We start from the raw sequence: 16,484 nt of genomic DNA, 5'->3' as shown, positions 1-16,484 counted from the left end.
TAAGCTGAACTGTTACGAAACTGCGGCATTAACCGCCTTTACTTTTCGTGCGTATTTTCAAGACTCAAAAAAGGTTTAGTCTGTCTGCTGTGTACTTCCGCCTGCGGATGCCGTTCCGGTAACTATCGCATCTTTCTCCACAAGATCGTACTTATAGCTGATTACATCTTTTGCTACTGCTGCCGCATTGGTGGAACTGTATCCATTGGCAATGCGGACTGCCATGGCGATCTCCGGATTGTCCGATGGGGCAAATCCGATGAAAAGTCCGTGGCTGGGCCGGGTTGTTACTTCCTGGGCGGTACCGGTCTTACCGGATACCGGGTAATCAAAGTCCTGGAAGGCTTCATTGTTCTCTACCACTTCCCGCATTCCGGCATGAATGATATCCCACTCATTGTTCGGAATGTCCATAGTAGCCTTTAACTCCGGTGTGTAGTCTTCGATGAGGTTTCCTTTGGAGTCTGTAACTTTATCAAGAAGGGACAACGAATAAATGTTTCCCCGGCTTGCGATTGTGGTGGCATAGCGTGCCAGTTGTGAGGTGGTGTAGTTGTTGGTACCCTGTCCGATGGCAGATGCCACGGCAGCTTCGTCCGTGATCTGTGGTTCGGCCTCTGTGATCTCTATGCCTGATTTCTGGTCTAACTGGAACAGCTCTGCATATTTCCGAAGTTTTTCAAGTCCCAGTGAATCTGAAAAGTTTCCGTCATTGTCGGTTCCCATATCATAGACAACCTGGTTAAAGAAAGTATTACAGGAGTTTTTAATGGCACCCTGTATTCCCAGATATCCATGTCCGGTATGCAGCCAGCACTTAATAGGTGGCGTGACTTTGGTAAATTCACCGGTACAGGTCACACCATAATTATCGTCAACAATTCCTTCTTCCATTCCCGCAACGGCTGTCACGATCTTAAAAGTGGAACCGGGCGCGGTCTTCTGCTGTGTAGCTTTATTAAAGAAGGGTCTTGAAAGGTCAAGGGAAAGTTTAGCGTAATAATCCACATCCATCTGGTTTGCCAGACGGTTATTGTCATACCCCGGATAGGTGACACAGGCCAGAACTTCTCCGGAGTTTGTATCCGTCATGACCAAAGATCCGGAACAGGGATCAAGGGCCAGCTGGGCCGGGGTGATCTCCAGGTTACTGATCTTATCCTTCAGGAAATCATAGGACTTTTTCTGACCGGATGCAAGCGCATTATAGGATTCCTCATCTGCCTCCAGGACTCCCTGATCAAAGAGCACCAGGCAGAGCTGGTTTCCGGATATGGTGTCTGACAGTATCATATATTTATATATGATCTTGGAGAACTCGGAATCGTTTGTCAGGGACTCTGTCAGATACTCAGAAAGAGCATTATAAACTTCCGTGGAATCCAGATAATCCCCCTCTGCGTAAAACTGGGAAATGTCGATCCAGTTCTGGCTTGCCGCATATGTTAAAAATTCTTTTAAGCTTATGGAGCTGTCCTTTGTCCAGGCAATATAAGTGGGATCACTGGCATCAATGGCATCCATGGACAGGATTCCCTTTTTATTCATAAGGAAGTCATTGACAATATAACTCTGGTACTCCTGCATTTCTTTTGGAAGATCTTTGTAAGCTTCCGGTGCAGCAGCGGTAAGCTCCTGCCGGATGGCTTCAAAGACTTCCGCCTGCTTCTGGGTAAAAAGTCCGTAGATCGTCTGCTCTGTCTCAGAGGCGTCCTCCGCTTTAAAATGGCTGGTATCGATCACGCTGTTGCCTATGAGCGCATTATATACATCATAGATCGGTGTACGGATATTACTGGTATCGTTGTTGGTGGAATCCTGGTCGAATTCCTTTGCCATAATGATATTATCGGAAAGGATACCTGCAATCTTCTGTTCCAGAACCTCGTACGCCACTTCCTGGAGGTCTTTGTCAATAGTCAGGTAGACATCATCCCCTGATACCGGGTTGATCCGGGAGTCTTCGTTGATCTGCAGTACCTTTCCTAAGTTGTCCACAGTCACCTGCTCCTCCCCGTCTTTTCCCTGAAGAGTGGTTTCCATATATTGTTCAATTCCGGTCTTACCGATCACAGCATCTGTGGAATAATCCGGATTGTCTTTCTGCAGTTCCTCCAGCTCCTCTGCGGAAGCTTTTCCTGTGTAGCCGATAATGGGTGCAAAATATACGCCGTCGTCATACACACGGATGGAATCTTCCATAATATCAACACCCTGAAGTTTGTCTTTGCTCTCCATGACCATGGCAACCGTATTGTCGCTGACGTTAGTGGCAATGGTTGCCGGCACATACTTTTTAAAGCTGTTGGCAGACAGTGCATAACGGATACGGACGATCGCCAGGGTTTCCTCCGGAGTAAAGGATTCCGGCAGGTTATGTTTCTTCAGCTCCTCCGCTGTATACGGGTCATCTTTGTTTACCAGTCCGAAACGCTCGGCACTGCACAGATAATCCATGATCTTTTTAGGAGAAGCGTTGAGCTGATCCTTTTTAAGGGAATCTATTTTCGCCTGTCCGTATACATCGGCTTTGAAACGGTTCAGGGTAAAATCTGTTGCGTCAAAAGCATACTCCCCGTTCTCATCCACCACAATATGAAAGGAGGTGTCCAGGGTCTCGCCGTTGGCTTCCAAGATCTTCATCAGGGAATAGGCCACATAGTTGAGGGTCAGATTTTTCTCCCTGTTGGAGTCATAGCTTCCGTTGTCTTCCAGTATAATGGAATAGGACAACTGGTTGTGGGCCAGAAGCTGGCCGTTGCGGTCCCGGATATTTCCGCGGGTGCTTTTTATGGTACGTGTTTTTGTGGTGCTCAGATTAAAATTGTCGGCGTACTCGTCGCCTTCTATGATCTGAAGTTTGAAAAGATGCTGTATCAGGATAAAAAACATAAGGATAAATACCAGAAACAGCACGGTAGTTCGTTTGATACATAATTTTTTTAAAAAGTTTTTTATTTTCTTAGCCAAATAGAATCTCTCTCCTTCATTTCCAGTTCTGTCAGCCGCTTGTTAATGTTAAAGAGTAACCTGTAGAGAAGAACAGTCATAAGAACCGTATATATCATTTCCGGGATGATGATCCTTCCAAAATAGTAGTAAAACTGTATGCGTCCCCGCATCAGATACTGCATTCCATATACCAGGCCGCCGTAGACCAAATCCCCTGCAGCCATAAGTATGATGGGAACACGGAGTTCCTCATCGTAGAACAGCTTACAGCAGCAGCCTGCCGCATAGCCGATGCACAGATAGACCAAAGCGTAAAAACCAAGCAGTCCGTCTGAGAGCAGATCTTTTAAGATACCGCAAAAAAATCCGATCCAGATGCCGTTCTTCTTGCCCCGCATAAAACCAAAGGAAACTGTCAGGATCAACAGCAGGTTTGGCGTGATGGAGCCGATGGAAAGCGCTTTGAAAAGAGTTCCCTGAAGGATAGCGGAGATCAGAATCAGAAGGAGGGTTACCACTTTCCTTTGAATTCTCATTTATGAATCTCCCTTCTGCTGTTTCAGTTCTTTGATCACAAGTACCTCCTGCAGATGTTCAAAATCCACTGCTGGTGTGAGCGTTCCCGTCTTTGTAAGGTTATTGGGATTTTCTTCTATCTCACTGACATATCCAATCAGGATCCCCTTCAGGAATCTGTCGCTGGTTGCGGATGTGACAATCTTTTCACCTTCCTGTATTTTGTCATCCTCATCTTTGAGATGGATAAACTGCAGTTTACCCTCATCGATCAGACGCAGATCGCCTGACACAATGCAGGTGTCAGAGGTGGTCATGGTCATGGCACTTACATTGCTGGTGTCATCTATGATGGAACGGACCGTTGCCCAGTTTTTTCCCACCTCTGTGACGATGCCCACCAGCCCGCTTCCTGCTATGACATTGCAGTCCTTCTGAATGCCGTCATCACTGCCTTTGTTGATGGTAAAGGTGGAAAACCAGTTGCCGGAGTTCTTGCTGATCACTTCCGCGCCAACCTTGTCATATTCACTGTATTCCTTGTCGAGATCATAGAGCTTTTTCAGACGGTCCAGTTCGCTGATGGACTGGGTCAGACGGCTGTTTTCAGCTGTAAGCTCGTCCACTTTGCTCTGAAGCTTTTCATTTTCCTCCACCAGCTTTTTCTTATTGCGGAAACCGGATGTCATTTCACTTAATGCGGTCCCCACTTTATTGATGCCGTTCTGGAAAGGTACGACTGCGTAACTGGCTGCTTTTCTGACCGGTGCTGCCGGAAATTTCTCTGCAAAGGTGAGAAGCATCAGGCTGATGCACACCAGAATCATGATAACCAGGATATGTTTACTTTTTATGTTCCAATCATGCTTTTTTTTCATTCTATAAAACCTCAGCTTTTTATTCATAACAACAGAAAGTCCATTGGCTTCCTTCCGCTCTCTATTGTTTTACCCATTTTCTGAGAGACTTGCTTCCTATGATCTCTTTGAGTCCGTATATGGTACACAGGTCATAGAAACGTGACAGACAGACCTTCTGCCCTGTTTGGCTGCTTATGAACCATTCGATATCAGGGATCTTTGTAGTGCCTCCGGTGAGATTGATGCCTTCCCTGGAAATATTCTGCCGGATCTGGGGCGGTGTACGCTCCAGAAAAAAGCGTATTTCCTCACAGATGGTGCCAAGGGGCTCCAATATGGCCTCATAGACCATTCTGGAGGACACGACTCCCTCCTGGGGCAGTCCGGTCAGACTGTCCACACCCACCACTTTCCGGGCCTCTTTTTTATCTTCCTTCAGATAAGCCAGGGAAAATTTCAGGCGCCTGGCCGTACGGCTGCCTATGTTCAGATTACACCGGCGGCGCACCATGTTCTGTATGGATTCATTGAGCTGCTTGCCGCCGATCTCCACGATCTTACTCAGAACCACCCGGCCCTTTTCAATGACAGAGATCTCACAGCTCTGTGCCCCGATGTTCACGACCATGGAGCCTTTTGTTTTGTTAATAGGTATGCCGAGAGCTACCGCGTCGGCAATGGTCTTGTCTACCATATATATTTTATTTTTTCTGCTGGAATTACCTATCGTATAGTAGGCCCTCTTTTCTATCTCGGATAAATCTGCAGGAACTGCAAGATACAGTGTGTTTCCCAAAACCGTACCGGCCCCTGCTTTCTCCAAAAGCGAATGCAGAACCATCTCTGTGTGGTTGATATCTGCAATCTTGCCGAATGTCATGGGAGTGATGACCGAGACATTTGAGGGATTTTTTTCAAAAATCTCATAAGCATCATTGCCGGCAGCCAGAATCTGTTTTCCGTTCCGGATGGCAATCATGTTCTTTTCCGTTAAGATGGTGTCCTGCTGGCAGGAATAGATCTTCACCATACTGGTGCCTAGATCTACACCAAACGTTTTATGAAATGGCATATTGTGCTCCCCTTTTATTTATGACCAGGAAAGAATCACTGTGTGTGCGTTCTTTCTATTCTTTATTCTAATAACCCCTGCTCCCGGAAGCTTATGTAACGGCAGTCTCCGATAATGATGTGATCCAGAAGCGGGATGCCGAGCATTGCGCCGGCACTCTGAACTCTTTTCGTGATTTTAATATCCGCCTGACTTGGGGACGGATCTCCGCTTGGATGATTGTGAACCAGTAGGATTCCCACCGCATGATAGGAAAGAGCGGCAAGAAAAATCTCCCGCGGGTTTACCAGGGACATATTGACAGTCCCCTTAAAAACGATCTCTTCCCCCAGGCGATGATTTTTGCAGTCCAGCATCATACAAAGCAGCAGCTCCTGTTCCTGATGGCGGAGCTGCTCCATGTAGAAATTGGCAATGGATGCCGGATGATCAAAAGAAACACCCTTTTCTGCCACAGAGACCGCAATCCTCTTGGAAAGTTCGCCGATGCATTTGAGCTGTACGGCTTTCACTGTTCCAATCCCCCGTATACTTTTTAACTGCTGGAGACTCAATTGGTTGAGGCCGGGAAGGCCCTCTTTATCCCGGGAAAGGTGCAGTACCTCCCCGGCAAGCTCCAGTGAGGAGCTTCCGCTTGAGCCGGAGCGCAAAAGCACTGCCAGCAGTTCTTCATCGGTAAGTGCCTGGGCACCAAGCTTCAGACACTTTTCGTATGGCCGGTTTTCATTTGGTATTTCTTTGATTTTTCTATTGTCATTCATATGATCTTCCACATACTCTCTTCAGCATGGTATGGGCATCATAAAAAAAATTTAGCAGACTTTATTGTAGCACAGATTAAAAACGATGTATATGGCTTAACAAAAATTTATCACTTTTTTCACAATTGCCTCACCAATCTTTAATCCATCCATGGCTGCGGAAGTGATTCCACCCGCATATCCGGCGCCTTCCCCGCAGGGATAAACACCACGGATATTGCTCTCCATCTCTGGATTCCTCTCAATACGCACCGGGGAGGAGGTCCGGCTTTCTACGCCGGTAAGCAGCACGTCGTCCCTGGAAAATCCGGGGATTATACGGTCAAAATATGTGATCCCCTCCTGCAGGGCATGGCTGATAAATGCAGGAAAAAGCTCTCTAAGATTTGCAAATGCCCATCCACCTTTCAGGCAGGGCGATACAAGTCCCAGACCGGTACTTGGGCGGTCCTCTTTAAAATCCCCGAAAAGCTGAAGGGGGATATTTCCGTCGCCGAGACGGTATGCGGTCCTTTCCAGGCCTCTTTGGAATTCCACGCCGGAGAGCGGGCCGGTATTGCCATAATCCTCCGGTGTTACGGTGACGATCATGGCACTGTTGGCATTTTGGGAGGCACGGTCCTGATAGCTCATACCATTGACTGCCAGCATGTTTTTTTCTGAGGATGCATTGACCACATAACCGCCCGGGCACATACAAAAGCTGTATACGCCCCGTCCGCCCGCTGCCTTGTGTGTCAGCTTATAGGCGGCAGCTCCAAGCTTATCATGTTCTTTCAAACCGTACTGGTACTGGTTAATGAGGGTCTGGGGATGTTCTATGCGCAGACCTACTGCAAAGGATTTGGCCTGCATGGAAAATCCGCTTTTTTCTAAAAGAGAAAAAGTGTCTCTGGCGCTATGTCCGATGGCAAGAACAAGGCAGGAAACAGAAAGCTGCTCTTTGTGATCGATCTCGATGCCTGTCACTTGTCCCTTTTCCGTATGAATGCCGGTCAGGGCACTTCGGAAGCGGATCTCACCGCCTAATGCCTCTATCCTGCCCCGGAGATTTTTTACGATCGTTACCAGCAAATCTGTGCCAAGGTGAGGTTTCTGCACATAGAGGATTTCCTGTGGGGCACCACATTCCACGAATAGGCGGAGTACCTCCAGATTTCTTCCGGCAGGGTCTTTGACCAAGGTGTTCAGTTTTCCGTCTGAGAAAGTACCGGCACCGCCCTCCCCGAACTGTACATTGGATTCCGTGTCCAGCACACCGCCGTCCCAGAAGGACTGCACTTTTTCCATTCGGTTGTCCACATCATCGCCCCGCTCGATCACAAGGGGGGATAAACCTGCCCGTGCCAGGTAATAGGCGCAGAAAAGACCTGCCGGACCGCTGCCCACCACCACGGGCCGCTGAACCCCGGATAGGTTCCCGGGCTGCAGATACGTGTAAGAGGTCCTCTTTGTTGACATAACTATTTTATTGTCAACTCTTTTTAAGATCGTGTTTTCCTTTTTAACTTCTGCATCAATCGTATATACAAAAAAAAGTTCCGGCTTTTTCCTGGCATCCAGAGATTGTTTGCGGATCGTCCAGGAGAGAAGCTCTTCTTTTTTAATTTTCAATGTTTTTAGGATCTTTTTTTCCAGTTCGCCCTCTGTGTGCGACACGGGAAGTTTTAATTGTTGTATGGTAAGCATAAATCTACCTTTCTTTGTGCTGTCAGCAGGCAGCGTGTGTGCCTGCTGCTGCTGCGCTTGACCAGGCCCACTGCAGGTTATATCCCCCGCAGATACCGTCTGTGTCCACCACTTCCCCGGCAAAGAAGATACCTGGATGAAGGGAGGATTCCATTGTCTCAGGAGATAACTCCTCTGTGGATACGCCTCCTGAACATACCTGTGCCTGTTTGAATGAGCGGGGACCTTTGACATCCAGTTCCAGGCATTTGATCTTTTGTATCAGGGACGTGATATCATCCCGGTTATCCTGGGTCAATACATCTATGAGTTTTTTAGGAAACAGCCCCACCAGGCTTTCTTTTAAAGTTTTATAAGGACAGTTTTCAAGCCTTGTCCTTAAAAATGATTCCAGGGATTCCTCTGTAAAATCCGGCATAAAATCCAGCAGCAGCCTTACTGGCACACCCTCATCCAGAAGCCGTACCGCATGACCGCTTAACTGAAAGACAGGAATCCCTGAAACGCCGTATTCCGTGAGCTGCACTTCCCCTCTCTCCTCCCGGAAGATCTCATATCCAACCGCAAGAGAAACACAGGCCTCTGCACGGACACCTGACCATTTGGAGAAAAAACTGCCTTTACAGTTCAGGGGGACCAGGGCAGGAAGGGGTTTTATCAGAGTGTGCCCCAGTTTCCGGGCAAAGGCATAGCCGGATGTGCAGGAACCTGCAATCTCCGAAGCCGGAGAACCGCAGGCAATGATCACACTGTCTGCATTGTACTGCCAGGCTGCGGTTTTGACCTGCCATCTGCCCTGTTTCCGGTCCGGACACGCACAGATGTCCGTCACCTGCTCCCGGCACTTGATCTTTACTTTCAGATAGCGCGCTTCCGCTTCCAGAACTTCCAGGACACTGGAGGCCTGTAAGCTTGCAGGGTAAAGATACCCCTCCCGGTTCTTTGTATAGATCCCCAGTTTTGAGAAAAATGCCACTGTCTTCTGCATAGGAAACTGCTGTATGACTTTCCATGCAAATTCCGGGTGCCGGCCATGGTAGCAGGATGGCTGCTGGAAGGTATTGGTCAGATTACATCTGCCGTTTCCGGTCGCCAGAAGTTTTCTTCCGGGTTTCTCATTTTGTTCCAGCAGGATAACGGACGCATGGTTTCTTGCGGCAAAGATAGCGGATACCAGTCCGGCAGCGCCTCCGCCAATGATACAGACAGTTTTTTTGTTCATGGATCTATGCCTCCTGTTTTGGCAATACTGCGATTTTTTTATCAATGAGTTTTTGCAGGGACATGAGTATTCCCAGTTTAGCGTGATACCAGGTAAGTCCGCCCTGGAAATATACAGCGTAGGGGGGCTTGATGGGACCGTCCGCAGAAAGTTCAATGGAAGAACCCTGCACAAAGGCGCCTGCTGCCATGATCACATCACTGTCATAACCGGGCATGGCCCACGGTTCCGGCTCCACATAGCTGTCCACCGGTGCGGCGGCCTGAATGCCTTTACAGAATTCAATGACACCTTCCGGCACGCCGAAAGTGACTGCCTGGATGATATCATGACGGCTTTCCGTTCCGTTTGGAACCACCCCGAAGCCAAGACGCTCATAAATATTAGCTGCAAATACGGCGCCTTTCAGCGCACCTGCTACTACGGTAGGGGCCAGAAAGAACCCCTGGAAAAAGGACTGGTTCACCCCCAAAGTGGCACCTACTTCCTTTCCAAGGCCGGGGGAGGTAAGGCGGTAAGCGGCATTTTCCACATATTCCTTTTTCCCCACAATATAGCCGCCGATGGGAGCCAGGCCGCCGCCGGGATTTTTAATGAGGGAGCCTACGATCAGATCCGCTCCCACGTCCGTGGGTTCCACGGTCTCAACGAATTCTCCGTAACAGTTGTCAACCATGCAGATGACATCCGGTTTGATATGTTTCACGAAAGCGATCAGTTCTCCGATTCGTTTTACGGACAGTGTGGGACGTGTCTGATAGCCTTTGGAGCGCTGAATGGTAACCAGTTTTGTCTTTTCGTTTATGGCTTTTTTTATGTTATCATAGTCAAAGCTGCCGTCGGGAAGCAAATCGGTCTGTCTGTAGGTAACCCCGTATTCTGCCAGGGAACCTCTGGACGGACGGATGCCGATCACCTCCTCCAAAGTGTCATATGGTTTGCCCACGGGGGAAAACAATTCATCGCCGGGCCGCAGATTGCCGGACAGGGCTACCGCTAGTGCATGGGTACCGCAGGCTATCTGGGGCCGGACCAGTGCGGCTTCCGCGTGAAAAGCGTCAGCATATACATCTTCCAGGGTATCTCTTCCCAGATCATTGTATCCGTATCCGCTGGATGCATAGAGACACGCCTCACTGACTTTGTTTTTCTGCATAGCCAGAATCACTTTCATCTGGTTGTATTCTGCATTTTCGTCGATGGCGGCAAAACGCTCCTTCAGTTCTTTTTCTATTTTATTTCCATATGCCAGTACCTCACTGCTGATCCCAAGCTGGCGGTACATTGCATTCATTTCCTGCATCACAAAATTCCTCTTTCCTTACATATTTTCAGCATGTATTTTAAAATGGCATCCTCGTCATAGGAGAATTCCGGTTTATTTACCCAGATAACGTCCTTTTCCCTGCGGAACCAGGTGAGCTGCCGCTTGGCAAAATGGCGTGTGTCTCTTTTTAGGATATAAACTGCCTCCTCCAGGGAAATTTCTCCATCCAGCCAGGATAGGATTTCCTTGTAGCCAAGGCCCTGCATGGAAACCATATTTTTGTTGTAACCCATGTCTTTCAGTCTCCGGACTTCCGGTATAAGGCCTGCGTCCAGCATTTCATCCACCCGTCGGTCAATGCGGGCATATAGTTTTTCCCTGTCATCGTTCAAGACAAAGTAAGCGGTGTTGTAGGGGGAAACTTTTTCTGCCTCCCGCTCATTGTGCTTGGAAATAGGCTCCCCTGTCAGTTCATAATATTCAAGAGCGCGTATGACTCGTTTTATGTTGTTCTCGTGTATCTTTTCCGCTGAGACCGGGTCTGTTTCCCGGAGGCGCCGGTGCATCCGGGCGGGGCCATATTCCTGTGCCTCCTGCTCCAGCCGTTGTCTTACCGGGCTTTTTTCCGTATCCTCGGAAAAATCAATGTCTTTTGCCACAGCCTGGATGTAAAAACCCGTGCCGCCTGTCAGGATGGGGATTTTTCCTTTTGCGTAAATTTGTGCCATAGCTTCTTTTGCCATCTGCTGGAATCTGACCACATGGAATTCTTCTTCAGGGTCCAACACATCAATGAGATAATGCGGAACACCGTCCATCTCCTCTTTCGTGATCTTGGCAGAGCCGATGTCCATATGGCGGTATACCTGCATGGAATCCGCCGAGATGATCTCCCCGTCTACTGCGTGAGCCAGTGATATGGACAGGCGGGTCTTGCCCACCGCAGTAGGCCCGGTCAATATGATCAAAGGTTGTTTCAAGTCTTTCACCTACACAATCCGTTTAAATTTCTTTTCCAGTTCGTATTTTGTCATGGAGACAATGGTGGGTCTCCCATGTGGGCAGTGATAGGGATTTTCAAGGCCCAGAAGTTCGTCGATCAGTTTGTCAGCTTCCAAAACGGAGAGCATCTGATTGCCTTTTACAGCGGCTTTACAGGCAGCTGTGGCAATTCTGTGGGTGATCAGTTCAGGCGTCTTATTTCTGCCCTCGGATTCCAGGCTGTCCAGGATTTCAATGAACAGTTCCTGGACCGTGACGCCGTACAGGTTAGCCGGAACCGCGCTGATACTGTATTCCTTTCCGCCGAAGGAGGATATTTCAAAACCGAACTGTTCAAATATCTCCATCTGTTCTTTCAAAAGAGCTGCCTCCTGAAGGCTAAGAGCAATGATCTCCGGCGGGCTTACCATCTGGGAAATGATTTCCCGCTGTTCAAACTCTTTCATGAAGCGCTCATAGAGCACTTTTTCATGGGCAGCGTGCTGGTCAATGATGTAAAACTTTTCATCGTATTCCACCAGCCAGTATGTGTCAAAGAGCTGTCCGATGATGCGGTGGTGCTGTCTGGCTTTTTTTGACAGTAGCTTGTCGTCAAAAAGCTCCATCTGCTGGGTGTTCTTCAGTATAACGGTATCCTGGGATGTATCTTCACCGGGATTGGCCGGGGCGTCTGAATTACTGTATTTGGCAGGCTGAATGTCCGGAGCGGGAAAAGGACTGCTTTTGACAGCCTGAACGCTAGGAGCAGAAAAAGAGCTGGTATCTGCCACGGCATTGTCCTTGGACGGCTGTATCTTTTCGCCGGAAACAGGTCTTATGACTGCCGGGTGTACACCAATCGGATTTCCGTTTTCCGGAATCTCAGAGTTCGGCCCTATCCCAGACTTTGACGCGGATGTTTCGGAAGCGCTGTCATATTTATATGGGGTGCTCTCCTCTGCAATATGCCCGGGCTGCTGCGTCTGCGGTGCGTTAATCTGCTCTGACCGCTGTGGTTGCTGTACGTTATACTGCTCTGTCTGTTGCTTCTGCTGTGCGCTAATTTGCTCTGGCCGCTGTGATTGCTGTACGTTATACTGCTCTATCTGCTGCGTCTGCTGTGCGTTATACTGTTCTGTCTGCTGCTCCTGTTGTGCGTTATACTGTTCTGGCCGCTGTACTTGCTGTGCGTTATACTGTTCTGACCGCTGTGCTTGCTGTGCGTTATAAAGCTCTGTCTGCTGCTTCTGCTGTGCATTAATCTGCTCCGGCCGTTGTGCTTGCTGTACGTCAAACTGCTCTGCCCGCTGTATCTGGGAAGTATGGAGAGGGCGCGCCTGCTGTGGGAGAAGGTTCCCGGCACTCTGCTGATTTGTATGAAACAGGCCTGCTCTGCGTCTCTGCTCAAAGGGTTCCGGGCCGGCAGTTTTTCTGCCGTTTTTTTCTGAAGTTTCTTTCTCCTTCTCCCGGACCAGTTCAATATCAGGGATCAGTTCCCTGTGGGCCAGTACAGAGGTAAGCGCTTCATAGGTGGCCTGATAGACAGCCTGCTGGTTCTGAAACCGCACTTCCATTTTGGTGGGGTGCACATTAACATCTATTTCATCTCCCTGGATATTGTACTGCAGGCAGACGAACGGATATTTATGCTGCATCATATAAGGTTTGTAAGCGTCCTCTATGGCTTTCATGATCACCTTGCTTTTTACATATCTGCCGTTAATATAATAATTCTCAAAGGTCCTGTTTCCGCGGGCAATGACAGGCTTTCCTGCGAATCCCTCTATGGAAATGCCGTTTTTCTCATATGTTACCCCAGCCAGTTCCCTGGCAATATCTCTTCCGTAAATGCCATAGATGACATCCTTCAGGCTGGCATTGCCGGAACTGTGGAGCTTTGTCTGTCCGTTTACCATGTATTTAAAAGATATATCCTGGTGGGACAAGGCAAGCTGTTCCATGTAGGTACTCACATATCCCGCCTCCGTCATGGCTGTCTTTAAAAATTTTGCCCGGACCGGTGTGTTGAAAAATAAATTTCTTACAATAATGGTAGTACCGCAGGGTGCTCCGATTTCTTCCAGAGATTTTTCTTTTCCGCCTTCTATGAGATAACGTATCCCGGTAAGGGCTTCCGGGGTCTTTGTTATTAGCTCTACCTGCCCAACGGCGGCAATGCTCGATAACGCCTCCCCGCGAAATCCCAAAGAGGAGATCATCATCAGGTCCTCCACCTTCTCAATCTTACTGGTGGCATGGCGCAGAAAAGCCAAGGGCACCTGTTCCTTCATCATGCCGCCGCCGTTGTCGGTCACACGTATGAAGGAGATGCCGCCCTCTTTGATCTCCACGGTAATGGCTGTGGAACCGGCGTCAATGGCATTTTCCACCAGCTCCTTTACCACAGAGGCGGGGCGTTCCACCACCTCACCTGCCGCTATCTTATCTATGGTATTCTGATCTAAAACAGCAATTTTTCTCAATTCTGTCACCATCTGTTCTTCAGCTTGTTCTGAAGTTTATAAATTGTGTTCAATGCGTCAATTGGCGTCAAATTAGAAACATCAATATTTTTCAGTTCCTCCAGCACATCGTCATCTTTTACCGTATCAAACAGGGAAATCTGCTCCAAATCCAATTCGTCCAAATGTACCTGAGGTTTTGTCTTGGTCTTTTTGTTTTCCGATGCAATATCCTTCACTGCTGCCGTGATGTCAGCACTGACCAGTTCCTCAACCAGTTCTTTTGCCCGCTCTATGACAATATCCGGCACACCGGCCAGTTTTGCCACCTGAATGCCGTAGCTCTTATCCGCTCCGCCTTTTACGATTTTGCGCAGAAAGACAATGTCATCTCCCCGCTCTTTCACGGCAATACAGTAATTGTTCACACCGGCCAGTTTTCCCTCCAGCTCAGTCAGCTCATGATAATGGGTGGCAAAAAGTGTCTTTGCACCCAATATCTTTGTGTTACTGATATACTCAATGACTGCCCATGCAATGGAGAGACCGTCAAAGGTACTGGTACCGCGTCCAATCTCATCCAGGATCAAAAGGCTTCTGGCTGTGGCATTGCGCAGGATATTAGCTACCTCCGTCATCTCCACCATAAAGGTACTCTGGCCGCTTGCCAGATCGTCGGAGGCTCCCACGCGGGTGAAGATCCGGTCTGCAATGCCGATGTTTGCTTTCTCCGCCGGAACAAAAGAACCAATCTGTGCCATCAGGACGATCAGGGCTGTCTGCCGCATATAAGTCGATTTACCTGCCATGTTTGGTCCTGTGATGACGGATACCCGGTTCTTATTGTTGTCCAGATACGTGTCGTTTGGGATAAACATATCATTGGGGATCATTTTTTCCACCACCGGATGGCGTCCGTTTTTGATGTCGATGATTCCTTTGGTGTTGATCTTCGGACGGACAAAATTATTCCTGGAAGCCACCAAAGCCAGGGAAATATAGGTATCCAGCTTGGCTACAGCCTTGGCGGTCCGCTGGATACGCTCCACCTCTCTGGAAATAGTATTTCTTACGTTTACAAAAAGCTCGTATTCCAAAGCGTAGAGTTTATCCTCTGCACCCAGGATCATATCTTCCAGTTCTTTCAGCCTGGGCGTAATATAGCGCTCCGCATTGGTAAGCGTCTGTTTTCTTGTATAGTAATCCGGCACCATATCTTTGAAGGAATTTGTGACCTCAAGATAGTAGCCGAAAACCTTGTTGTATTTAATTTTCAGATTGCGGATACCGGTTTTTTCCCTCTCCTGGGCTTCCAGCTCGGCCAGCCAGGATTTCCCCTTTGTCTTAGCCTCCCGGAAATGGTCCACATTTTCATTATAACCGTCTTTGATGATCCCGCCCTCTTTCATGGCAAGCGGCGGTTCCTCCACAATGGCAGACTCCAGAAGCGTATACAGATCCCTCAGATCATCCATATCATCATAAATACACTGCATCTCTTCCGTGGAAAAGCTTTTGACAAGCTGTTTGATATAGGGGATCATGGAGATGGAGGATTTGAAGGAGATCATATCCCTTGGATTGGCTGACTGATAGCTGACACGTCCAATGAGACGCTCCATATCGTAAATGGGATTTAAGTATTCCCTGATCTCCTCCCGGTCCATTTCCCTGGAATTGATCTCTTCCAGAGCGTCCAGGCGCCGGTTGATGGCATCTTCGTCAATGAGAGGCTGCTCAATAAAGGAACGCAGCATTCTGGCTCCCATGGCGGTCTTTGTCTTATCCAGCACCCATAAAAGAGAGCCGCGTTTTACTTTCTCCCGAAGGGCTTCCGTCAGTTCCAGATTCCGTCTGGAGGAACTGTCGATCACCATAAAACGGTCCGTAATGTATGGCGTGATGGCGCGCATATGCTCCAGGGAATTCTTCTGCGTCTCCAGCAGGTAGGTTAAAAGAGCACCTGCCCCGATAGTGGCACACTCGTAATCTTTCAGACCCAGCCCCTCCAGGGTACCCACATGAAAATGTTCTTTCAGCGTTCTTGTGCATAGGTCATCATCAAAGTACCAGCTCTCCAGCGGATACAGAGAGATGTTCAAACGGTTCTTGATCTCATCAAGATCCACACCACTCATGCAGAAAGCCTCATTACAGATGATTTCCGCCGGGGAGAATTTGTATACCTCGTCCAGGAGCGTTCTTATCTTATCCACCTCTGTCACCATAAAATCACCGGTGGTCACATCAGCGATGGCAATGCCGAAACGGTTAGACAGATAGACCACTGCCATAATATAGTTGTTTTTTGTCTCGTCAAGAGCCTGGGTATTTAAGTTGGTTCCCGGTGTGACCACACGGATAACCTCTCTTCTGACCATGCCCTTGGCTTCTTTGGGGTCCTCCATCTGTTCACAGATAGCCACTTTGTAGCCCTTTGCGACCAAACGGTTTATGTAGACTTCCGCCGCGTGATAGGGAACGCCGCACATAGGCGCACGCTCCGTAAGTCCGCAGTCCTTACCGGTCAGGGTCAGTTCCAGTTCACGGGATGTGGTGACAGCATCGTCAAAAAACATCTCGTAAAAGTCGCCCAGGCGGTAAAATATGATACAGTCTTTATTTTCTTCTTTTGTCTTCACGTAGTGCTGCATCATTGGTGAGAGTGATGTCACATCCACGTCTTTAAATGTAAGTCCCAT

Annotated in this window: 11 protein-coding genes; all 11 read right to left on the bottom strand. The window is 48.5% G+C overall.

The window, feature by feature from the left end; translation table 11 throughout:
* Window positions 1–75: 75 nt before the first annotated feature.
* The 11 genes from C6P39_RS23385 to mutS all read right to left on the bottom strand — a co-directional run bounded on the left by C6P39_RS23385 (window position 76) and on the right by mutS (window position 16,484).
* A complete protein-coding gene (locus C6P39_RS23385) occupies window positions 76–2,970 on the bottom strand; it encodes a penicillin-binding transpeptidase domain-containing protein (RefSeq protein WP_104805373.1) in 2,895 nt (964 codons plus the stop codon).
* Window positions 2,955–3,488 carry a rod shape-determining protein MreD gene (gene mreD / locus C6P39_RS23380; RefSeq protein ID WP_095173107.1) on the bottom strand — a complete coding sequence of 178 codons (534 nt, stop codon included), beginning with the start codon at window positions 3,486–3,488 and terminating at the stop codon, window positions 2,955–2,957. The genes C6P39_RS23385 and mreD overlap by 16 nt, the downstream gene beginning before the upstream one ends.
* A complete protein-coding gene (mreC, locus tag C6P39_RS23375) occupies window positions 3,489–4,346 on the bottom strand; it encodes a rod shape-determining protein MreC (RefSeq protein ID WP_095173108.1) in 858 nt (285 codons plus the stop codon).
* Window positions 4,347–4,407: 61 nt separating this feature from the next.
* Complete coding sequence (locus C6P39_RS23370) at window positions 4,408–5,400, bottom strand: rod shape-determining protein (RefSeq protein WP_095173109.1); 993 nt, start codon at window positions 5,398–5,400, stop codon at window positions 4,408–4,410.
* 62 nt (window positions 5,401–5,462) lie between these two features.
* Window positions 5,463–6,161 carry a RadC family protein gene (gene radC / locus C6P39_RS23365; RefSeq protein WP_095173110.1) on the bottom strand — a complete coding sequence of 233 codons (699 nt, stop codon included), beginning with the start codon at window positions 6,159–6,161 and terminating at the stop codon, window positions 5,463–5,465.
* Between the two features lie 96 nt (window positions 6,162–6,257).
* Window positions 6,258–7,850 (bottom strand): NAD(P)/FAD-dependent oxidoreductase, encoded by a 1,593-nt coding sequence (locus tag C6P39_RS23360; protein ID WP_104805372.1) that lies wholly within the window; start codon window positions 7,848–7,850, stop codon window positions 6,258–6,260.
* Between the two features lie 22 nt (window positions 7,851–7,872).
* On the bottom strand, window positions 7,873–9,072 hold the full coding sequence (locus C6P39_RS23355) for a BaiN/RdsA family NAD(P)/FAD-dependent oxidoreductase (protein WP_104805371.1): 1,200 nt from the start codon (window positions 9,070–9,072) through the stop codon (window positions 7,873–7,875).
* A gap of 4 nt (window positions 9,073–9,076) precedes the next feature.
* On the bottom strand, window positions 9,077–10,375 hold the full coding sequence (locus C6P39_RS23350; RefSeq protein WP_095173113.1) for a methionine gamma-lyase family protein: 1,299 nt from the start codon (window positions 10,373–10,375) through the stop codon (window positions 9,077–9,079).
* Window positions 10,375–11,319, bottom strand: coding sequence for a tRNA (adenosine(37)-N6)-dimethylallyltransferase MiaA (gene miaA / locus C6P39_RS23345; protein WP_104805370.1), 945 nt, complete (start codon window positions 11,317–11,319; stop codon window positions 10,375–10,377). The genes C6P39_RS23350 and miaA overlap by 1 nt, the downstream gene beginning before the upstream one ends.
* Before the next feature lie 9 nt (window positions 11,320–11,328).
* Window positions 11,329–13,815 carry a DNA mismatch repair endonuclease MutL gene (gene mutL / locus C6P39_RS23340; RefSeq protein ID WP_242987116.1) on the bottom strand — a complete coding sequence of 829 codons (2,487 nt, stop codon included), beginning with the start codon at window positions 13,813–13,815 and terminating at the stop codon, window positions 11,329–11,331.
* Window positions 13,809–16,484, bottom strand: a complete 2,676-nt coding sequence (gene mutS, locus C6P39_RS23335) for a DNA mismatch repair protein MutS (protein ID WP_095173115.1) — start codon at window positions 16,482–16,484, stop codon at window positions 13,809–13,811. The genes mutL and mutS overlap by 7 nt, the downstream gene beginning before the upstream one ends.

It is taken from the genome of Blautia marasmi (genome assembly GCF_900258535.1).
Classification (GTDB): Bacteria; Bacillota; Clostridia; order Lachnospirales; family Lachnospiraceae; genus Blautia; species Blautia hominis.
This window is presented reverse-complemented; position numbering and strand designations above follow the sequence as displayed.

What these genes read in the sequence shown, in the direction of transcription:
- C6P39_RS23350 (WP_095173113.1), bottom strand. Translation starts at nt 10,375, where the DNA reads ATGCAGGAAATGAATGCAATGTACCGCCAGCTTGGGATCAGCAGTGAG.
- mutL (WP_242987116.1), bottom strand. Translation starts at nt 13,815, where the DNA reads ATGGTGACAGAATTGAGAAAAATTGCTGTTTTAGATCAGAATACCATA.
- mutS (WP_095173115.1), bottom strand. Translation starts at nt 16,484, where the DNA reads ATGGGACTTACATTTAAAGACGTGGATGTGACATCACTCTCACCAATG.
- mreC (WP_095173108.1), bottom strand. Translation starts at nt 4,346, where the DNA reads ATGAAAAAAAAGCATGATTGGAACATAAAAAGTAAACATATCCTGGTT.
- radC (WP_095173110.1), bottom strand. Translation starts at nt 6,161, where the DNA reads ATGAATGACAATAGAAAAATCAAAGAAATACCAAATGAAAACCGGCCA.
- C6P39_RS23370 (WP_095173109.1), bottom strand. Translation starts at nt 5,400, where the DNA reads ATGCCATTTCATAAAACGTTTGGTGTAGATCTAGGCACCAGTATGGTG.
- C6P39_RS23360 (WP_104805372.1), bottom strand. Translation starts at nt 7,850, where the DNA reads ATGCTTACCATACAACAATTAAAACTTCCCGTGTCGCACACAGAGGGC.
- mreD (WP_095173107.1), bottom strand. Translation starts at nt 3,488, where the DNA reads ATGAGAATTCAAAGGAAAGTGGTAACCCTCCTTCTGATTCTGATCTCC.
- C6P39_RS23355 (WP_104805371.1), bottom strand. Translation starts at nt 9,072, where the DNA reads ATGAACAAAAAAACTGTCTGTATCATTGGCGGAGGCGCTGCCGGACTG.